The sequence below is a fragment of the Plantibacter sp. 2H11-2 genome, assembly GCF_050031945.1.
Taxonomy (GTDB): Bacteria; Actinomycetota; Actinomycetes; order Actinomycetales; family Microbacteriaceae; genus Plantibacter; species Plantibacter auratus.
In genome coordinates, this window is record NZ_JBNBBL010000003.1 from 199,301 (window position 1) to 218,570 (window position 19,270).

Consider the following 19,270-nt stretch of genomic DNA (forward strand, 5'->3'; position numbering starts at 1 on the left):
GCTAGATCTCTTTCGTTGCGGTCGGGTCGATGTAGATGTCACCGTCGATGAGCTCGACGGTGTAGACGGGGACCGGCTCGTAGGCCGGAAGGGTGAGCGGCTTGCCCGTCGTGAGCGAGAACTGCGAGCCGTGTGCCCAGCATTCGAGGTTGCCGTCCTCGACGAAGCCTTCGGACAGCGAGATGTCGCCGTGGGTGCAGACGTCGCCGATCGCGAACAGTTCGTCCGACGCGTCGCGCACGAGGGCGATCGGCACGCCGTCCACCACGACCCGCTTGGCCTGGTTGACGGCGAGCTCGTCGAACGAGCACACCTTCGTCGCCATCAGTGCTGCGCTCCGCCGGTGCCCTGTCCGTCGGCGCCGAGCAGTTCGGCCTCGATGGCCGCCGAGAGGCGCTCCTGCAGCTCGGTGTCACCGATCTGCTGGATGATCTCCACGAGGAAGCCGCGGACGACGAGTCGTCGTGCCTCGTCCTCAGGGATGCCTCGAGCCTGCAGGTAGAAGAGCTGCTCGTCGTCGAAGCGTCCGGTCGCGCTCGCGTGACCGGCACCGGCGATGTCGCCGGTCTCGATCTCGAGGTTCGGCACGGAGTCGGCACGGGTGCCGTCGGAGAGGACTAGGTTGCGGTTCTGCTCGTAGCTGTCGGTGCCGACGGCACGGTTGCTGATGAGGACGTCGCCGATCCACACGGACCGCGCACCCTCGCCCTGCAGTGCGCCCTTGTAGGTCACGCGCCCGCGGGTGTTCGGTGCGTCGTGGTGCATGTAGACCTGCTGCTCGAGGTGCTGACCCGCGTCGGAGAAGTACACGCCGAGCGAGTCGAGGTCCGAGCCCTGACCGGCGAGGTGCAGGGTCGGGTTCACCCGGACGACCTTGCCGCCGAGCGACACCACGACGTGCTTGAGGTGGGCGTCGCGACCGATGGACGCGAAGTGGCTGGCGAGGTGCACGGCGGCGTCGTCCCACCACTGCACGGTCACGACGGTCACGTCGGCCTGTTCGCCGACGACGATCTCGACGTTCTCGGTGAGGCGGGCGTCGCCCGCGTTCTCGATGATGATGAGGCCACGGCTGAACGGCGCGGCGGTGATGACGGTGTGCGCAGCGCGGGCGCCGTCGCCGAGCCCACTCCGCTCGAGGCGCAGGGTCTTGGGCTCCTCGCCCGTGACCGAGATCGCCAGTGCCTGGTCGAAGCTCGACCAGGCGTTCGCGGAGGCGCGCTCCTCCGGCACGCCGGCGGAGCCGACGCGGGCGTCGTCGCGACTGATCCACTCGACGCTGAAACCGTCGACGTCGTCGTGCGTGATCGGGGTGGGTGAGCCGTCGAGCTCCCCCGCGGTGAGGTCGGTGAACTGCGCGACCGGGCTGAGCTTCCAGACCGCCTCGCGTCCCGTCACCGCTGGGAAGTCGGCGACATCATAGGAGCTGAAGCGCTCCGATCGGGTCTGCACCGGGATGACGCGTCCTGCGCCGTCGCTGTGTGCCGTGATGCCGTGCTGTCCTTCGGTCTGAGTCGGTGCTGCAGTCGTCATTAACCGACGGATCCTTCCATGCCCATCTCGATGAGCTTGTTGAGTTCGAGTGCGTACTCCATGGGCAGTTCGCGGGCGATCGGCTCGATGAAGCCGCGGACGATCATCGCCATGGCCTCGTCTTCCGGCATGCCGCGGCTCATGAGGTAGAAGAGCTGCTCCTCGCTGACCTTGGACACCGTCGCCTCGTGTCCGAGCTGGACGTCGTCCACCCGGATGTCGATCGCCGGGTACGTGTCGCTGCGGGAGATGGTGTCGACCAGGAGCGCGTCGCAGCGCACGGTGTTGGCCGAGTGATGGGCGTTGGCGTCCACCCGGACCTCGCCGCGGTATCCCGCGCGTCCGCCGCCTCGGGCGATCGACTTGGAGACGATGGACGACTGCGTGTACGGAGCCATGTGGATCATCTTCGCGCCGGCGTCCTGGTGCTGGCCGGGACCGGCGAACGCGACGGACAGGGTCTCGCCCTTGGCGTGCTCGCCCATGAGGTAGATGGACGGGTACTTCATCGTGACCTTGGATCCGATGTTGCCGTCGATCCACTCCATGGTCGCGCCTTCGGCGGCCGTAGCGCGCTTCGTGACCAGGTTGTAGACGTTGTTCGACCAGTTCTGGATCGTCGTGTAGCGGACGCGGGCGTTCTTCTTGACGATGATCTCGACGACCGCGGAGTGCAGCGAGTCCGACTTGTAGATCGGCGCGGTGCAACCCTCGATGTAGTGCACGTAGCTGCCCTCGTCGGCGATGATCAGCGTGCGCTCGAACTGGCCCATGTTCTCGGTGTTGATCCGGAAGTAGGCCTGCAGCGGGATCTCGACGTGCACGCCGGGCGGCACGTAGACGAAGGAGCCACCCGACCATACGGCGGTGTTCAGCGCGGCGAACTTGTTGTCGCCGGACGGGATGACCGTGCCGAAGTACTCCTCGAAGAACTCGGGGTGCTCGCGCAACGCGGTGTCGGTGTCCATGAAGATGACACCCTGCGCCTCGAGCTCCTCGTTGATCTGGTGGTAGACCACCTCGGACTCGTACTGCGCGGCGACGCCGGAGACGAGGCGCTGGCGCTCCGCCTCGGGGATGCCGAGCTTCTCGTAGGTGTTCTTGATGTCGTCCGGCAGGTCCTCCCAGGTTTGAGCCTGCTTCTCGGTGGAGCGGACGAAGTACTTGATGTTCTCGAAGTCGATCTCGGAGAGGTCGGCGCCCCACGTCGGCATGGGCTTGCGCTCGAACAGCTGCAGGGCCTTGAGGCGGCGCTGCAGCATCCAGTCCGGTTCGTTCTTCAGTGCGGAGATGTCGGCCACGACCTCCGTGGAGATGCCGCGGCGCGCTGAAGCGCCGGCGACGTCGCCGTCGTGCCATCCGAACTCGTATTGGCCGAGTCCGGCGAGCTCCGGGCGATCGATCAGGATGTCTGACATGTGTCCCTCTTTCCTCCCTGGAGACAACCACCGGCTGGAGGTCGTCATTCCCTCCCATGGCACGCGCCTGATCGGAGCGGATTGGGGAGGGGATGTGCGGGCGGCTTCTTCGCGAACCTACAATGTTCATGAACCATGGCGCTTCTCGCGCGCACCGTGAACCTCATAATCCTACAGCTTCCTGTGGGTTGTGGGTGAGGACGGTGGATACCGCAGCCGTGGCCACCGCGAACCGAAGGATCGACCCGTGTCACACCACTCCAAGACCGCCGGTCGACCGACGCCGGCACCGTCCCTTCCAGACCGGGTGCGGGCCACCCGGTTCTGGCAGTGGTTGCCGACGACGATCGACAAGCGCGTACGGGTCGTCGCCTGGCTCTCCTTCGCCTTCCAACTCGTCCTCATCGGGACCGGGGGTGCCGTGCGTCTAACGGCCTCCGGGCTCGGATGCCCGACGTGGCCGCGCTGCACGGACGACTCCTTCGTCAACACGCCGGAGATGGGCATCCACGGCTTCATCGAGTTCGGCAACCGACTTCTGACCTTCGTCCTCGCGGCCATCGTGATCGCCGCGTTCCTCGCGGTGATCCGCATGCGCCGGCAGCGCCCCGACCTCTTCCGACTGACCCTGCTCCAGGGCCTGTCGATCCCCGCGCAGGCGGTCCTCGGCGGCATCACCGTCCTCACCGGGCTGAACCCGTACGTGGTCGGGCTGCACTTCGTCATCTCGATCGTCCTGGTCGCCCTCGCGACGATGCTCGTCCATCGGGTCTACCGCGGGCCCCGTGGTGCGGTGAAGGTCATGCCCGGCTGGTACCTCGGCGTCGTCCACCTGACGAGCCTCTTCGTCGCCGTCACCGTCGTGTTCGGCATCCTGACGACGGGCTCGGGCCCGCACGCCGGCGACAACTCGAAGGAGGTGCCGGCGCCGCGCAACGGGTTCGACCCCGAGTTCCTCCAGCACCTCCACAGCTGGCCCGCCTACGCGACGCTCGCCGGCACCATCCTGCTGCTCATCGGCGCGATCGCCCTCGGTGCCCGCCGCGGGTCGCGCGGGGTGCGCACCGCGGTCTCCACGCTGCTCGCGGTCGAAGTGGTGCAGATCATCGTGGGGCTCACCCAGGCCCGCCTCGGACTCCCCGAGGTGCTGGTCGGGCTGCACATGGTGCTCGCCGGACTGCTCGTCGCCGCGATGACCTGGGTCGTGCTGCAGCAGCGGATCCCGGTCCGGACCGCGTCACGCGTCGAGGAGTCGGCATCCCTCAGCGTCTCCCGCTGATGGCTCAGCGCGCCTGCTGACGACTCAGAGCATCCCGACCGCGGTCACGCGGACGACCGCGGTCCCGGTCTCGTCGGAGGCGTCGAGATCGATGACCGCGCTGATCCCCCAGTCATGGTCGCCGGCCGGATCGGCGAACACCTGACGTACCCGCCAGACACCGCCCGTGTCGCCGACGGGGCGCTCGTCCTCGTCGTCGACGACCAGCAGCGCCGGGCTCCGTGCTGCAGCACCGGTCGGGAGTTCACCGTGCTCCTCGAAGTACGGATCCATGGCGTCGGCCCAGGTGTCGGCGTCGAATCCGGCCGACGCGTCGAGCTCGCCGAGCGCGTCGTAGTGCTCCAGCGACGCGAGCTGGACCCGGCGGAAGAGTTCGTTCCGGACGAGGACGGTGAACGCCCGGCGGTTGGCGAGAACGCTCCGTGGCGTGGGCGGGAGTGACCGACTCGCCTCCGCATGGCGTTCGGGGTCCGGGTGGGACAGTTCCTCCCACTCGTCGAGCAGACTCGAGTCGACCTGTCGGACGAGTTCGCCGAGCCACTCGATGAGGTCCTGGAGCTCCTCGTCCTTGAACTCGTCCGGCACGCTCTGCCGGATCGCCCGGAAGGCGTCGGAGAGGTATCGCAGGACGAGTCCCTCGGACCTCGAGAGACTGTAGAACGAGACGAACTCGCTGAAGTTCAGTGCGCGCTCGATGAAGTCGCGGACGACCGCCTTCGGGCGGAGCTCGAGGTCGAGTGCCCACGGCTGCGCGGCGGTGTAGCTCGTGAACGCCGCCTCGAGGAGTTCCGCCAGCGGTCTCGGATGGGTGACCGCCTCGAGGAGCTCCATGCGCTGGTCGTACTCGATCCCCTCGGCCTTCATCGCCTGCACGGCCTCGCCCCTGGCGAGGTGCAGCTGGGCCATGACGATCTGGCGCGGATCGTCGAGCGTCGACTCGACCACCGAGATGACGTCGAGGGCGAAGCCGGGCTCCGCGGGGTCCAACAGCTCGAACGCGGCGAGGGCGAACGGCGACAGCGGAGCGTTGAGCGCGAAGTTCGGCTGCAGTTCGACCGTGAGGCCGATGACGACCTCACCCGTCTCAGGGTCGATCGTCTGGGTGATGACGCCTGCCGTGCGGAGGGTGCGGTAGATCTCGAGCGCGCGCCTGGCCAGGGCGAATCGTCTCGCCCGAGGCTCGTGGTTGTCGAAGACGAGGGAGCGGATGGTGCCGAAGCTGTCACCGCCGCGTGCGATGACGCTGAGCATCATCGCGTGGGTGAGCTGCATGTGGCTGGTCAATGTCTCAGGCTCGGCCGCGACGAGACGCTGGAAGCTCGGCTCCCCCCACGACACGAACCCCTCCGGCGCCTTCTTCCGGATGATCTTCCGGCGCTTCTTCGGGTCGTCGCCGGCCTTCTCGATGAGCTTGAGGTTCTCGGTCTCGTGCTCGGGAGCCTGGACGACGACGGTGCCCGCGGTGTCGTAGCCGGCCCGACCCGCACGACCGGCGATCTGGTGGAACTCCCGGGCGTTCACCTGGCGCATCTTCGTGCCGTCGTACTTCGTGAGCGCCGTGAACAGGACCGTGCGGATCGGGACGTTGATCCCGACGCCGAGGGTGTCCGTCCCGCAGATGACGCGGAGAAGACCACGTTGGGCCAGCTGCTCCACGAGGCGTCGGTACTTCGGCAGCATGCCGGCGTGGTGCACACCGATCCCGCTGCGGACGAGCCGGGACAGTGTCGTGCCGAACGCGGTGCTGAACCGGAAATCGCCGATGGCGTCGGCGATCTCGTCGCGTTGCTCGCGGGTGACGACCTTGAGGCTGGTCAACGCCTGGGCCCGCTCGAGCGCCGCCGCCTGCGCGAAGTGGACGATGTAGATCGGAGCCTGTCCCGTGTGCAGGAGGTCTTCCACGGTCTCGTGGATCGGTGTGGTCGCGTAGGAGAAGTGGAGCGGCACCGGTCGTTCGACGCCGGTCACGATGGCGGTCTCACGGCCGGTCCGGCGCTCGAGGTCGCGCGCGAGGTCGCCGACGTCGCCGAGGGTCGCGGACATGAGGATGAACTGCGTGTCCGGGAGGGTGAGCAGCGGCACCTGCCACGCCCACCCGCGGTCGGGGTCGGCGTAGAAGTGGAACTCGTCCATCACGACCTGGTCGATGCCGGCGTCCTCGCCGTGCCGGAGCGCCAGGTTGGCGACGATCTCCGCGGTGCAGCAGACGATCGGCGCGTCGGCGTTCACCGAGGAGTCCCCGGTGACCATCCCGACGTTCTCCGCGCCGAACATCTCGACGAGTGCGAAGAACTTCTCGCTGACGAGCGCCTTGATCGGGGCCGTGTAGTAGCTGCGGCGACCGGAGCTCAGCGCCGCGAAGTGTGCGCCAGCGGCGACGAGGCTCTTGCCGGTGCCCGTCGGAGTGGAGAGGATGACGTTGGCACCGTCGACGATGCCGATGAGCGCCTCCTCCTGCGCCGGGTACAGGCTCAGTCCGCCGGCCTCGGCCCAGGAGACGAACCGGTCGAAGACGATGTCGGGGCTCTCCCCCGCCGCAGCGATCAGCCGGCCGCGTTCCGCTGCGTCTGCCACCGGGTCAGAACGGGAGCAGCGGGTCGATGCCGACGGCGAGGAACAGGAGGGTCAGGTAGGTGATCGACCCGTGGAAGACGCGCATCGGCGAGACGTGCTCGTGGCGGATCGCGAGGTTGTAGAGGCGGTGGGTCTCGTAGACGAACCAGCCGCCGGACAGGAGGGCGACGGCGCTGTACAGCAGCCCCATGTCGGCCACCGGGATGAGCAGGAGCGAGCAGACGACCGTCGCCCACGCGTACAGGATGACCTGGAGGCCGACCTGCGCACGACCGCGGACGACGGCGAGCATGGGCACGCCGACGGCCTGGTAGTCACTGCGGTACTTCATGGACAGCGGCCAGTAGTGCGGCGGCGTCCAGAGGAACACGACCGCGAAGAGGATGATCGGTGCCCACGAGAGCGAACCGGTGACGGCGGCCCAGCCGATGACGACGGGGAAGCAGCCCGCGATGCCACCCCAGATGATGTTCTGCTGGGTGCGTCGCTTCAGCCACAGCGTGTACACGAAGACGTAGAAGAGGATCGCGCCGACGGACAGTGCGGCCGCCAGCCAGTTGGTGGTGGCGAGGAGCCAGACCGTCGAGACGACGCCGAGCGTCCACGCGAACACGAGTGCCTCACGGGGCGTGAGCTCGCCGGTCACGAGGGGGCGCTTCTTCGTGCGGTCCATGACCGCGTCGATATCGCGGTCGATGTAGCAGTTGAACGCCGCCGCGGAGCCGGCGCTCAACGCCCCGCCGATGACGGTCGCGATGACGAGCCACCAGTCGGGCAGACCGCCCTTCGCGAGGATCATGACGGGGATCGTCGTCACGAGCAGCAGTTCCATGACCCGCGGCTTGGTGAGGGCGATGTACGCCTTCGCCTTGCGTCGGAAACCGAGCTTGGGGCTCGACACACGTTCTGCTACAGCGACGTCCATTGCTCCTCTAACGTTCGGTTCACCACGCACTGCTCGCCCGGTGCGCGGTCCGCAGACGATTCTACGACACGCGCGGGCGGCTCCCTACTCATGGTGCGCAGGCGCACGGTCCCTCACCGGGTGACGCCCGTCCTGCAAGCTCTGCGACGATCCGTGACGTCGCGTGTTCGCGCTCGTCGAACATCGACCCTCGGCTGCAGGGGTTCGCTATGCTGGGAAGTGCTCGCCAGCCACTGTGCACGCGTGCGCCCCCCTTCACCCAGTTCGAAGAGCGGTGTCGTGTGCTCGGACGCCGAAGACGACGTGGGCCGCGAACGCACAGAAGAAGGCTCGACCGCTCGTCGGCCTCCTGTTCCGATGAGAAGGGTCAGTATTCAGTGGCAGATCTGCAGTGGGAAAGCATTGACAGCAAAGCAGTCGACACGGCGCGCATCCTCGCCGCCGACGCGGTGGAGAAGGTCGGCAACGGCCACCCGGGAACGGCGATGAGTCTCGCCCCCGCCGCCTACCTGCTGTTCCAGAAGGTCATGCGACGCGATCCGAAGGACCAGGACTGGCTCGGACGCGACCGCTTCGTCCTGTCGGTCGGGCACAGCTCGCTGACCCAGTACGTCCAGCTCTACCTGGGCGGCTACGGTCTGGAACTCTCCGACCTCAAGGCGCTCCGCACCTGGGGCTCGCTCACGCCGGGTCACCCGGAGTACGGCCACACCGACGGCGTCGAGATCACCACCGGTCCCCTCGGCCAGGGGCTCGCCTCCGCCGTGGGCTTCGCGTACGCGTCCCGCTTCGAGCGTGGCCTGTTCGACCCCGAGGCCGAGGCCGGCACGAGCCCGTTCGACCACTTCGTCTACGTCATCGCCGGTGACGGCGACCTGCAGGAAGGCGTCACGAGCGAGGCCTCCTCGCTCGCCGGTCACCAGCAGCTCGGCAACCTCATCGCGATCTACGACTCCAACCAGATCTCGATCGAGGACGACACCAACATCGCCTTCACCGAGGACGTCAAGGCCCGCTACGAGGCCTACCACTGGCACGTCCAGGTCGTCGACTGGAAGAAGACGGGCGAGTACGTCGAGGACGTCCACGCGCTCAACGACGCGATCGAGGCCGCGAAGGCCGAGACCGACAAGCCGTCGCTCATCATCCTCAAGACCATCATCGGTTGGCCGGCTCCCAAGAAGCAGAACTCCGGCAAGATCCACGGTTCGGCGCTGGGCGCCGAGGAGCTCGCGGCCGTCAAGGAGGTGCTCGGCTTCGACCCCGAGCAGAACTTCTTCGTCGCCGACGAGGTCATCGAGCACACCCGCAAGGCGATCGACCGCGGTGCCGAGGCACGCGCCGAGTGGCAGCAGACGTTCGACGCCTGGGCCGCGGCCAACCCGGAGCGCGCTGCGCTGCTTGAGCGTCTCGAGGCCGGCGAACTCCCCGAGGGTGTCGAGTCGGCGCTGCCCGTGTTCGAGGCCGGCAAGGACGTCTCGACCCGCGCCGCATCCGGCAAGGTGCTCAACGCCCTCGGCCCGGTCATCCCGGAGCTCTGGGGCGGTTCGGCCGACCTCGCCGAGTCGAACAACACGACGATCGAGGGTGGTGCGTCGTTCATCCCGAGCGAGCACTCCACCCACGAGTGGACCGGTAACCCCTACGGTCGCGTCCTGCACTTCGGCATCCGCGAGCACGCCATGGCCGCGATCCTCAACGGCATCGTCCTGCACGGCCCGACCCGCGCGTTCGGTGGCACCTTCCTCATCTTCAGCGACTACATGCGTCCGGCCGTCCGTCTCGCCGCGCTCATGAACGTGCCGTCCATCTTCGTGTGGACCCACGACTCCGTCGCCCTCGGTGAGGACGGCCCCACGCACCAGCCGATCGAGCAGCTCGCCTCGCTCCGTGCCATCCCGAACCTCGCCGTCGTGCGACCGGGTGACGCGAACGAGGTGGCCTACGCCTGGCTCGAGATCCTCAAGCGTCGCGGCGGCCCGACCGGCATCGCGCTGACCCGTCAGAACATCCCGGTGTTCGAGCGCGGCACGGGCGACGCCACCGGCGAGACCTTCGCTGCAGCGTCGAACGTCGCCAAGGGTGCGTACATCCTCGCCGAGGCGCCCGGCGGCACGCCGGACGTCATCCTCATCGCGACGGGCTCCGAGCTCCAGCTCGCCATCGAGGCCCGCGAGGTCCTGCGCGGCGAGGGCGTCAACGCCCGCGTCGTCTCGGTGCCCGCACTCGAGTGGTTCGAGGAGCAGTCCGCCGAGTACCGCGAGTCCGTCCTCCCGAAGGCCGTCACCGCACGCGTCTCCGTCGAGGCGGGTCTCGGCCTGACCTGGAAGAGCATCGTCGGCGACGCCGGCCGGACCGTGTCGATCGAGCACTTCGGTGCGTCCGCCGACTACAAGACGCTGTTCCGTGAGTTCGGCATCACCACGGAGGCAGTCGTCTCCGCAGCACACGAGACGCTCGGCAAGTAGCCCGGGCGAAGGAGACAGACGAACATGACTGAAACCCCAACCGCCCAGCTGTCCGCCGCCGGCGTCAGCATCTGGCTCGACGACCTCTCCCGCGGACGCATCCAGTCCGGTGGGCTGGAGCAGCTCATCGCCGACCGCAACGTCGTCGGTGTCACGACGAACCCGACGATCTTCGCGTCCGCGCTCAGCAACGGCGACGTCTACGCCGAGCAGGTCGCCCAGCTCGCCGCCGAAGGCAAGGACGTCACCGAGGCGGTCTTCGAGATCACCACCGACGACGTGGCCGCGGCATCGAAGATCTTCCGTGGGGTCTACGACTCCTCCAACGGGTACGACGGCCGCGTGTCGATCGAGGTCGAGCCGGGCTTCGCGCACGACGCCGCCTCGACGATCGACCAGGCCAAGCAGCTCTGGGCCAAGGTCGACCAGCCCAACGCGATGATCAAGATCCCCGCGACGGTCGAAGGCCTTGAGGCCATCACCGCGGTCATCGGCGCCGGCATCAGCGTCAACGTCACGTTGATCTTCAGCCTCACCCGCTACCGCGAGGTCATCAACGCGTTCCTCACCGGTCTCGAGCAGGCCAAGGCCGCGGGCCACGACCTCTCGACGATCCACTCGGTCGCCTCGTTCTTCGTGTCGCGGGTCGACACCGAGATCGACAAGCGTCTCGACGCGATCGGCAGCCCCGAGGCGACCGCGCTGAAGAGCAAGGCCGGCGTCGCGAACGCCCAGCTCGCCTACCAGGTCTTCGAGCAGGAGTTCGCGAGCGAGCGTGCCACCGCGCTCCTCGAGGCCGGCGCCAACAAGCAGCGTCCGCTCTGGGCCTCGACGGGCGTCAAGTCCGCCGACCTCCCCGACACGCTCTACGTGACCGAGCTCGTCGCCGACGGCGTGGTCAACACCATGCCGGAGAAGACCCTCGAGGCGACCTTCGACCACGGCGTCATCACCGGCGACACCGTCACCGGCTCCTACGCGGCTGCGAACGAGGTCCTCGACGCCATCGCCGCACTCGGCGTGTCCTACGACGAGGTGACGGCGCTGCTCGAGCGTGAGGGCGTCGAGAAGTTCATCGTGTCCTGGGACGAGCTGCTCGAGACCGTGAAGACGGCTCTGGAGGCCTCCAAGTGAGCTTCAAGATCCGCGTGAGCGGCGCGGCAGAAGCCGCTGTCGCATCGGTGGTCCCGACGCTCGTCGGCGACCTCGTCGCGTCGCGCATCACGGACCAGGACCCCACGCTGTGGGGTCCTGCGGCCGAGGCCGAGGCGTCCAAGCGCCTCGGCTGGGTCCAGGCGGTGTCCATCTCCCGCCCGCTGGTCGAGCCGATCCTCGCGCTCCGTGAGCAGTTCAACGACGAGGGCATCGACCACATCGTGCTCGCGGGCATGGGCGGTTCCTCGCTCGCACCCGAGGTCATCACGAACACGCTGGGCGGCAATCTCACCGTTCTCGACTCGACCGCTCCCGGTCAGGTCCTCGCGGCCCTGGCGGACCGCCTCGAGACCTCGGTGCTCGTCGTCTCCTCGAAGTCCGGCTCCACCGTCGAGACCGACAGCCAGCGCCGCGCATACGAGGCCGCGTTCACGGCTGCGGGGATCGACCCCGCCGGTCGCATCGTCATCGTCACCGACCCGGGCTCCCCGCTCGAGGCGGCGGCGAACGAGGCCGGCTACCGGGTCTTCAACGCCGACCCCAACGTCGGCGGTCGCTACAGCGCGCTCACCGCCTTCGGTCTCGTGCCGTCCGGTCTCGCCGGTGTCGACATCGGCGCATTGCTCGACGAGGCCGACGCGGTGCTCGGCGAACTCGCGATCGACGACGCGTCGAACCCGGGACTCATCCTGGGTGCGGCGATCGGCGGCACCGTTCCGCTGCGCGACAAGGTCGGTCTCATCACCGACGGGACGCACATCGTCGGATTCCCGGACTGGGCCGAACAGCTCATCGCCGAATCGACCGGTAAGTCCGGTCGCGGCCTGCTGCCCGTCGTGCTCAACCCGCTCGCTCCCGAGCTCGAGTCGAAGCCGGCCGACCTCCAGATCGTCCGCATCGTCGACGACGCCCACGAGTTCCACCTGCTGCGCCACGACCGCCACGAGGGCGAGATCCTCGTCAGCGGCAGCCTCGGCGCGATGATGCTGGTGTGGGAGTACGCGACCGTCGTCGCCGGGCGCCTCATCGGCATCGACCCGTTCGACCAGCCGGACGTCGAGTCCGCGAAGGTCGCCACCCGTGGTCTGCTCGACAACCGTCCGGAGCCTGAGGCACCCGCCTTCGTCGCCGACGGTGTCGAGGTCCGCGGCTCGGCCGGTCTGCTCGACGGCGTGACCACCCTGTCCGGTGCCGTCGAGGCACTGCTCGCGCAGCTCCCCTCCGACGGCTACGTCGCGATCCAGGGCTACGTCGACCGCCTTGCCTCCCCGCAGCTCGAGAGCATCCGCGACCTCGTCGCGGCGAAGGCGGCACGACCCACGACCTTCGGGTGGGGTCCGCGCTTCCTGCACTCGACGGGTCAGTACCACAAGGGCGGCCCCGCGAACGGCGTGTTCCTGCAGATCACCGAGACGGCCCCCGTCGACCTGGAGATCCCCGAGCGCCCGTTCACCTTCGGTCAGCTCATCGAGGCCCAGGCAGGCGGCGACGCCCGCGTCCTCGCCGAGCACGGTCGTCCGGTCCTCACGCTGACCCTCACGTCGCCGGACCAGAACATCGTCACCCTCTTCGACGCCGTCAACGACTAGCGCGTCACTGCACAAGGAGCTTCATGTCCCCGGTGGAAATCACCCCGGAGTCCAACCCGCTGCGGGTGGACACCGACCGACGCCTCAATCGGATCGCCGGTCCGAGCGGCCTCATCATCTTCGGCGTGACAGGTGACCTGTCCCGCAAGAAGCTGATGCCGGCCGTGTACGACCTGGCGAACCGGGGCCTCCTGCCCCCTGGCTTCTCACTCGTCGGGTTCGCCCGACGGGACTGGGAGGACCAGGACTTCATGGAGGTCGTCCACGAATCCGTCAAGCAGTACGCCCGGACCGAGTTCCGCGAGGACGTCTGGAACCAGCTCGCCCAGGGCATCCGGTTCGTCCCCGGTGAATTCGGTGACGACGCGGCGTTCGAGAAGCTGAAAGAGACCATCGAGGAGCTCGATGCGGATCGCGGGACGATGGGCAACCACGCGTTCTACCTCTCGATCCCACCGAAGGCGTTCCCGCAGGTCACCGAGCAGCTCCGTCGCTCGGGACTCGCGGAACCCGCTGACGGTCAGTGGCGCCGGGTGGTCATCGAGAAGCCGTTCGGCAGCGACCTCAAGACGGCTCGTGAGCTGAACGACATCGTGCAGTCGGTCTTCCCGTCGGACTCGATCTTCCGGATCGACCACTACCTCGGCAAGGAGACCGTCCAGAACATCCTGGCGCTCCGGTTCGCGAACCAGCTGTACGAGCCCATCTGGAACGCCAATTACGTCGACCACGTGCAGATCACCATGGCCGAGGACATCGGCGTCGGCGGTCGCGCCGGGTACTACGACGGCATCGGAGCAGCGCGCGACGTCATCCAGAACCACTTGCTGCAGCTCCTCGCCCTCACGGCGATGGAGGAGCCGATCTCCTTCAACGCCGCAGACCTGCGCGCGGAGAAGGAGAAGGTCCTCGCGGCGGTCCGCCTCCCCGACGACCTCGGGGCCGCGACGGCCCGTGGGCAGTACGCCGGTGGTTGGCAGGGCGGCGAGCACGTGCTGGGCTTCCTCGACGAGGACGGGATGAACCCGGAGTCGACGACCGAGACCTACGCGGCCATGCGGCTCGACATCAACACGCGTCGGTGGGCCGGCGTGCCGTTCTACCTGCGTGCCGGGAAGCGCCTCGGACGCCGCGTCACCGAGATCGCGGTCGTCTTCAAGCGTGCTCCGCAGTACCTGTTCGCGGAGAGCCAGACGTCGGCGCTCGGCCAGAATGCCTTGGTCATCCGGGTCCAGCCCGACGAGGGTGTCACCATCCGCTTCGGTTCGAAGGTCCCGGGTGCCGGCACCCAGGTCCGCGACGTCACGATGGACTTCGGCTACGGCCACGCCTTCACCGAGGCGAGCCCCGAGGCGTACGAACGTCTCATCCTCGACGTCCTGCTGGGCGACCCGCCCCTCTTCCCCCGTCACGAGGAGGTCGAGCTCTCCTGGAAGATCCTCGACCCGATCGAGGAGTACTGGGCCGCTCAGGACACGCCGCTCGAGCAGTACGCTCCCGGCACCTGGGGCCCGTCCTCGGCCGACGACCTCATGAACCGCGACGGACGCACCTGGAGACGACCATGATCGTAGACCTGCCAGACACGACCACGAGCAAGCTCTCGAAGGCGCTCGTGACCATCCGCGAGGACGGCGGCGCCGTCGCCCTGGGGCGCGTGCTCACCCTGGTGATCTCGACGCGGCTCGGAGCCGAGGAGGAGGCCATCGAGGCCGCCAACGAGGCCTCCCGCGAGCACCCCATGCGGGTCATCGTCCTCTCCACGGAGCACGACGACCAGCACTCCTCCATCGGAGACCGGCTCGATGCCCAGATCCGCGTCGGCGGCGACGCCGGAGCGAGCGAGGTGGTCATCCTGCGCGCCTACGGTGCGGTCGCCGAGAACGAGGAGAGCCTCGTGACCGGTCTGCTCCTGCCCGACGCGCCCGTGGTCGCCTGGTGGCCGGGAGAAGCGCCGGAACGCGTCTCGACGTCACCGATCGGCCGCATCGCCCAGCGTCGCATCACCGACGCGTCCGCGGCGGCGGACACCCACGCCGCCCTCCGCGGTCGCGCGGCGAATTACGCCCCCGGAGACACGGACTTCGCGTGGACCAGGCTCACGCTCTGGCGTGCACAGCTCGCGGCGGTGCTCGACCAGCCGCCGTACGAGCCCGTCACGGCGATCGAGGTGTCCGGAGCATCGGACTCCCCGTCGACCGAGCTGCTCGCCGCCTGGCTCCAGCTGCAGTTGCAGGTCGACGTGACCCACGAACTCAGCATGGCGCACGGGTCGAGCGGCATCCACGGTGTCCGCCTCACGCGGGCGTCCGGCAACGTCGTCCTCGAGCGACCCGTTCCCGACATCGCGACGCTGATCCAGCCCGGACAGCCGACGCACGACCTCTCGCTCCCCCGTCGCAGTCTGCGCGACTGCCTCGCCGAGGAGCTGCGCACGCTCGACCCGGACGTCCTGTACGGACAGGTCATCACCGTGGGCCTCCCCGGCCTCGGCGAGCCGGTCACGCTCCGCGCTCGGACCAGCTGATGCCGACCGAGCGACGCGTCCTCGTCTACCAGGACCGCGACCAGCTGACGACCTCGGTCGCCAAGCGGTTCCTCTCCCGAACCCGTGAACTGCTCGAGTCACAGGAGATGGTCCACGTCGTCCTGACCGGCGGTACGGTCGGCACGGGGACGCTCGCCGCCGTGGCCGCGTCGAAGGACCGCGACCGGGTGGACTGGTCCCGGGTGCACCTCTGGTGGGGGGACGAGCGCTGGGTCGCTCGGGACGACGCCGATCGGAACGAGTTGCAGGCACGCGAGGCCTTGCTGGAGACCCTGCTGGCGCTTCCGGAGCGTGGCCTCGTCGCCGAACACGTGCACGGATACCCGGCGCCGGAGGACGGCATCGACCTCGACGCCGCTGCGGTGCGCTACGCGGACGAGCTCCGTCGGTTCGCGCGGCCCGGCGAGGACCACCCGCGGTTCGACATCACGTTCCTTGGTGTCGGTCCCGACGGTCACGTCGCATCGCTCTTCCCCGAGCGGGCCGAGGTCTCGGTCACCGACACCTCGGTGGTCCCGGTGCGGAACTCCCCCAAGCCGCCGTCGGAACGACTCAGCCTGACGCGGCCGGCCATCAACTCCTCCGTGCGGGTCTGGCTCGTCCTCGCCGGCACCGACAAGGCGTCGGCGCTCGGCCTCGCCCTCGCGGGTGCCAGCTACAACGAGGTCCCCGCCGCCGGGGCCAAGGGACGCAAACGGACGGTGTTCTTCGTCGACCAGGATGCGGCCGCAGAGGTCCCGGATTCATTGATCCTCCCGGAGTACTAGCGGAAGGCCGGTCGGCGAGCCGGTGCCGCTATGCAGAAAGGCCGTTCCCCGAGGGGAACGGCCTTTCCGCGTATGTGGTGCTGTGTCCGGCTACTTCGCTGCCGTACCGCGGCGTGCACGGAGCTGCTGGAGTGCCTCTTCGAGCAGCTGCTCCGCCTCTTCCTCCGTGCGTCGTTCCTTCACGTAGGCGAGGTGGGTCTTGTACGGCTCGAGCTTCGCGACCTCCGGCGGGTTCGCCTTGTCGCGACCGGCCGGCAGACCGGACGTCGGGCAGTCGATCGTCTCCGGGATCTCCTCGTCGGGGACGTTCGCCGCGAAGTGGCGGACCGTCTCGTTGCCGAGGGCGTCCCAGTAGGAGATGGCGATGCGGTCCGCGTGGTAGCCGTGGTCCTGCTCGCCCATGGGACCGGCGCCGACGCGTGATCCCCTGATAGCGCTTCCGCCTGATGCCATGGTGTTTCCTCTTTCTCGTACTGTCGAGAGTGGTTCGGGTGTGGTGCGTCGAGTTGCGTCCCCGGGATCGGGGCTTCGCGGCCGGTCTAGGCGGCGGCGAACTTCGTCAGGAGCCCGATCACGACGATGCAGGCACCCCAGGTCAGGCCGAGGATGACGGTGAAGCGGTTGAGGTTGCGCTCGGCGACCCCTGACGAACCGAGGTTGCTGGAGGAGCCGCCGCCGAACATGTCGGACAGACCGCCGCCGCGGCCCTTGTGCAGCAGGATCAGGAAGGTGAGCAGGAGGCTGGTGATGCCGAGCAGCACCTGCAGGATGACCTGGAGAATCTCCACGTGAGACCTTTCGCATTCGCGTTCAGAGGGGCTGAACCGCCGTCCAGTATACCTCGACGGTTCAGCGGACACGGCTCGGCCCGCGGCTGGTGCCGCGGGCCGAGCCGTGTCGGTGCTGCTGGTGCAGCAGGTCGGTCAGAGTCCGACGTGCTGCGAGAAGCGGGCGATCCCGGCGAACTCGTCGGCGAGCAGGCTCGCACCACCGACGAGGGCGCCGTCGACGTCTGGTTCGCGCATGAAGCCGGCGATGTTCGAGGCCTTCACCGAACCGCCGTAGAGGATCCGCGTGCGCTGCGCCGCCTCGTCGCCGAGGACCTCGGCGAGCGTGCTGCGGAGAGCGGCTGCGACCTGCTGCGCCTGGTCGGGCGTCGCCGCCTGACCGGAGCCGATGGCCCACACCGGCTCGTAGGCCACGACGATGTCCGCGTCCGGTGCGAGTCCGTCGATGGCCGCCTTGAGCTGCGCCACGGGGACGGCCGACGGGCCGTGTTCCTCGAGGTCTTCGGCGGTCTCACCGATGCAGATGACGGGGACGAGGTCGTGTCGCACGGCTGCGGCCGTCTTCGCCTGGACGACCTCGTCGGTCTCGTTGTGCAGGGTGCGGCGCTCGGAGTGTCCGACGAGTACGTAGCGGCAGTCGAGCTTCGCGAGGAACGCCCCGGAGATCTCACCGGTGTAGGCGCCGGAGTCGTGCTGCGACAGGTCCTGCGCGCCGTAGGCCAGCTTGAGCTTGTCGGCGGCGACGATCGTCTGGACCGAGCGGAGGTCCGTGAACGGCGGGAAGATGGCCACCTCGGCGTCGGCGTAGTCGTGCTTGCCGTCCTTGAGCGTCCAATCGAGCTTCTGGACGAGGGCGATCGCCTGGAGGTGGTCCAGGTTGAGCTTCCAGTTGCCGGCGATCAGGGGCACACGCGTGCGCCCGGGGGTTACTGCTGCCATCCGAGGACCTCCAGTCCAGGCAGACGCTTGCCCTCGAGGAACTCGAGGCTGGCGCCGCCACCAGTTGAGATGTGACCGAACTGGTCATCATCGAAGCCGAGCGCACGAACCGCTGCGGCCGAGTCACCGCCACCGACGACGCTCAGGCCGTCCGTGCGGGTGAGTGCTTCAGCGACCGCCCGCGTACCGGCGGCGAAGGGCGCGAGTTCGAACACACCCATCGGGCCGTTCCAGAACACCGTCTTGGACGCGGCGACGATCTCGGCGAACGCTGCAGCCGTGTCCGGTCCGATGTCGAGTCCGAGTCCGGAGGCACCGAACGGGGTGTCCTCGATGGCGTCGGCCGGGCGCACGACGTGCTCGGAGTCGGCACCGAACGCCGAGGCGACGACGACGTCGGTCGGCAGGACGATGGTCACGCCGAGCTCGTCGGCCTTCGCGAGGTACCCGCGGACGGTTTCGATCTGGTCAGCTTCGAGCAGGCTCGAGCCGACGGCGTGCCCCTGGGCGGCGAGGAAGGTGAACAGCATGCCACCGCCGATGAGTAGCGAGTCGACGCGCGGCAGCAGGTGGCCGATGACGCCCAGCTTGTCGGAGACCTTCGAGCCGCCGAGGACGACCGTGTAGGGGCGCTCCGGGGTCTCGGTGAGACGATCGAGTACCTCGAGCTCGGCGGCGATGAGCAGCCCGGCAGCGCTCGGGAGCAGCTTGGCGAGCTCGTACACGCTCGCCTGCTTCCGGTGGACGACACCGAAGCCGTCGGAGACGACGACGTCGCCGAAGGCGGCGAGCTTGGCGGCGAACGCCTCGCGTTCGCCGGCGTCCTTGCTGGTCTCGGCGGAGTTGAAGCGCAGGTTCTCGAGCAGCACGACGTCGCCGTCGGTCTGTGCGGCGACGGCGTCGGTCGCGGCACTGCCGACGGTGTCGGCGGCGAAGGTCACGGGCTTGCCGAGGAGTTCGGACAGCCGCTGCGCGACGGGCGCAAGGCTGTACTTCGCGTCGGGTGTGCCGTCTGGGCGGCCGAGGTGCGAGACGATGACGACACGCGCACCCTGGTTGATGAGCGCGTTGAGGGTGGGGAGTGCCGCGCGGATGCGGCCGTCGTCGGTGATGACGCCGTCCTTCAGCGGAACGTTGAGGTCGAGGCGGACGACGGCTCTGCGACCGCTGAGGTCGCCCAGCGAGTCGAGGGTGCGGAGGGTCATGAGGAGGGTCTTTCTCTGCGCTGAGCCACGACCACCGACGAAGCCGAACGGGCGCCCTGAAGATGATTCAGGACGCCCGTTC

16 protein-coding genes are annotated in these 19,270 nt (G+C 68.4%); 7 read left to right on the top strand and 9 right to left on the bottom strand.

What is annotated here, in order from left to right; translation table 11 throughout:
* Window position 1: 1 nt before the first annotated feature.
* Genes ACQG07_RS08715 through sufB form a run of 3 tightly spaced genes read right to left on the bottom strand, consistent with a single transcriptional unit; the run spans window position 2 to window position 2,951 of the window.
* Window positions 2-325 carry a non-heme iron oxygenase ferredoxin subunit gene (locus ACQG07_RS08715; RefSeq protein ID WP_064296937.1) on the bottom strand — a complete coding sequence of 108 codons (324 nt, stop codon included), beginning with the start codon at window positions 323-325 and terminating at the stop codon, window positions 2-4.
* Entirely contained in the window at window positions 325-1,533 is a 1,209-nt protein-coding gene (sufD, locus tag ACQG07_RS08720) for a Fe-S cluster assembly protein SufD (protein ID WP_411558398.1), read from the bottom strand. The genes ACQG07_RS08715 and sufD overlap by 1 nt, the downstream gene beginning before the upstream one ends.
* On the bottom strand, window positions 1,533-2,951 hold the full coding sequence (gene sufB, locus ACQG07_RS08725) for a Fe-S cluster assembly protein SufB (RefSeq protein WP_079705963.1): 1,419 nt from the start codon (window positions 2,949-2,951) through the stop codon (window positions 1,533-1,535). The genes sufD and sufB overlap by 1 nt, the downstream gene beginning before the upstream one ends.
* Before the next feature lie 307 nt (window positions 2,952-3,258).
* Between sufB and ACQG07_RS08730 the strand changes: the two genes are divergently transcribed.
* Window positions 3,259-4,230 carry a COX15/CtaA family protein gene (locus tag ACQG07_RS08730; RefSeq protein ID WP_426738102.1) on the top strand — a complete coding sequence of 324 codons (972 nt, stop codon included), beginning with the start codon at window positions 3,259-3,261 and terminating at the stop codon, window positions 4,228-4,230.
* Window positions 4,231-4,254: 24 nt separating this feature from the next.
* Here ACQG07_RS08730 and ACQG07_RS08735 read toward each other — a convergent pair whose 3' ends face one another.
* Together ACQG07_RS08735 and ACQG07_RS08740 are read right to left on the bottom strand one after the other, a co-directional pair.
* Window positions 4,255-6,804 (bottom strand): DEAD/DEAH box helicase, encoded by a 2,550-nt coding sequence (locus ACQG07_RS08735; protein ID WP_426738033.1) that lies wholly within the window; start codon window positions 6,802-6,804, stop codon window positions 4,255-4,257.
* 4 nt (window positions 6,805-6,808) lie between these two features.
* The gene (locus ACQG07_RS08740) at window positions 6,809-7,729 is read right to left on the bottom strand and encodes a heme o synthase (RefSeq protein WP_426738034.1); all 921 of its coding nucleotides are present in this window, start codon (window positions 7,727-7,729) and stop codon (window positions 6,809-6,811) included.
* A gap of 377 nt (window positions 7,730-8,106) precedes the next feature.
* Between ACQG07_RS08740 and tkt the strand changes: the two genes are divergently transcribed.
* From tkt to pgl, 6 genes are read left to right on the top strand one after another with little or no spacing between them, the layout of a single operon-like run.
* Window positions 8,107-10,197, top strand: coding sequence for a transketolase (gene tkt, locus ACQG07_RS08745; RefSeq protein ID WP_426738035.1), 2,091 nt, complete (start codon window positions 8,107-8,109; stop codon window positions 10,195-10,197).
* Window positions 10,198-10,221: 24 nt separating this feature from the next.
* Complete coding sequence (gene tal / locus ACQG07_RS08750; RefSeq protein ID WP_426738036.1) at window positions 10,222-11,331, top strand: transaldolase; 1,110 nt, start codon at window positions 10,222-10,224, stop codon at window positions 11,329-11,331.
* The gene (locus ACQG07_RS08755) at window positions 11,328-12,941 is read left to right on the top strand and encodes a glucose-6-phosphate isomerase (protein ID WP_426738037.1); all 1,614 of its coding nucleotides are present in this window, start codon (window positions 11,328-11,330) and stop codon (window positions 12,939-12,941) included. Before tal ends, ACQG07_RS08755 begins: the two co-directional genes overlap by 4 nt.
* A gap of 23 nt (window positions 12,942-12,964) precedes the next feature.
* Entirely contained in the window at window positions 12,965-14,509 is a 1,545-nt protein-coding gene (zwf, locus tag ACQG07_RS08760) for a glucose-6-phosphate dehydrogenase (RefSeq protein ID WP_064296929.1), read from the top strand.
* On the top strand, window positions 14,506-15,468 hold the full coding sequence (locus tag ACQG07_RS08765; RefSeq protein ID WP_079705959.1) for a glucose-6-phosphate dehydrogenase assembly protein OpcA: 963 nt from the start codon (window positions 14,506-14,508) through the stop codon (window positions 15,466-15,468). Before zwf ends, ACQG07_RS08765 begins: the two co-directional genes overlap by 4 nt.
* Window positions 15,468-16,256 carry a 6-phosphogluconolactonase gene (gene pgl, locus ACQG07_RS08770; RefSeq protein ID WP_229938891.1) on the top strand — a complete coding sequence of 263 codons (789 nt, stop codon included), beginning with the start codon at window positions 15,468-15,470 and terminating at the stop codon, window positions 16,254-16,256. The genes ACQG07_RS08765 and pgl overlap by 1 nt, the downstream gene beginning before the upstream one ends.
* A 90-nt stretch (window positions 16,257-16,346) precedes the next feature.
* Here the strand turns inward: pgl and ACQG07_RS08775 are convergent, their stop codons facing one another.
* The 4 genes from ACQG07_RS08775 to ACQG07_RS08790 form a co-directional block, all read right to left on the bottom strand.
* Complete coding sequence (locus tag ACQG07_RS08775) at window positions 16,347-16,709, bottom strand: RNA polymerase-binding protein RbpA (protein ID WP_064296926.1); 363 nt, start codon at window positions 16,707-16,709, stop codon at window positions 16,347-16,349.
* An 86-nt stretch (window positions 16,710-16,795) separates the two neighbouring features.
* Window positions 16,796-17,044: a preprotein translocase subunit SecG gene (gene secG, locus ACQG07_RS08780; RefSeq protein ID WP_056005661.1), complete on the bottom strand. Its 249-nt coding sequence runs from the start codon at window positions 17,042-17,044 to the stop codon at window positions 16,796-16,798.
* Between the two features lie 135 nt (window positions 17,045-17,179).
* On the bottom strand, window positions 17,180-17,983 hold the full coding sequence (tpiA, locus tag ACQG07_RS08785) for a triose-phosphate isomerase (protein WP_079705957.1): 804 nt from the start codon (window positions 17,981-17,983) through the stop codon (window positions 17,180-17,182).
* The gene (locus tag ACQG07_RS08790) at window positions 17,971-19,188 is read right to left on the bottom strand and encodes a phosphoglycerate kinase (protein ID WP_426738038.1); all 1,218 of its coding nucleotides are present in this window, start codon (window positions 19,186-19,188) and stop codon (window positions 17,971-17,973) included. The genes tpiA and ACQG07_RS08790 overlap by 13 nt, the downstream gene beginning before the upstream one ends.
* Window positions 19,189-19,270: the final 82 nt, after the last annotated feature.

Excerpts from the sequence above, each read along its gene's own strand:
- ACQG07_RS08715 (WP_064296937.1), bottom strand. The coding sequence starts at position 325 with ATGGCGACGAAGGTGTGCTCGTTCGACGAGCTCGCCGTCAACCAGGCC.
- sufD (WP_411558398.1), bottom strand. The coding sequence starts at position 1,533 with ATGACGACTGCAGCACCGACTCAGACCGAAGGACAGCACGGCATCACG.
- sufB (WP_079705963.1), bottom strand. The coding sequence starts at position 2,951 with ATGTCAGACATCCTGATCGATCGCCCGGAGCTCGCCGGACTCGGCCAA.
- ACQG07_RS08740 (WP_426738034.1), bottom strand. The coding sequence starts at position 7,729 with ATGGACGTCGCTGTAGCAGAACGTGTGTCGAGCCCCAAGCTCGGTTTC.
- tal (WP_426738036.1), top strand. The coding sequence starts at position 10,222 with ATGACTGAAACCCCAACCGCCCAGCTGTCCGCCGCCGGCGTCAGCATC.
- zwf (WP_064296929.1), top strand. The coding sequence starts at position 12,965 with ATGTCCCCGGTGGAAATCACCCCGGAGTCCAACCCGCTGCGGGTGGAC.
- ACQG07_RS08765 (WP_079705959.1), top strand. The coding sequence starts at position 14,506 with ATGATCGTAGACCTGCCAGACACGACCACGAGCAAGCTCTCGAAGGCG.
- pgl (WP_229938891.1), top strand. The coding sequence starts at position 15,468 with ATGCCGACCGAGCGACGCGTCCTCGTCTACCAGGACCGCGACCAGCTG.
- ACQG07_RS08775 (WP_064296926.1), bottom strand. The coding sequence starts at position 16,709 with ATGGCATCAGGCGGAAGCGCTATCAGGGGATCACGCGTCGGCGCCGGT.
- tpiA (WP_079705957.1), bottom strand. The coding sequence starts at position 17,983 with ATGGCAGCAGTAACCCCCGGGCGCACGCGTGTGCCCCTGATCGCCGGC.
- ACQG07_RS08790 (WP_426738038.1), bottom strand. The coding sequence starts at position 19,188 with ATGACCCTCCGCACCCTCGACTCGCTGGGCGACCTCAGCGGTCGCAGA.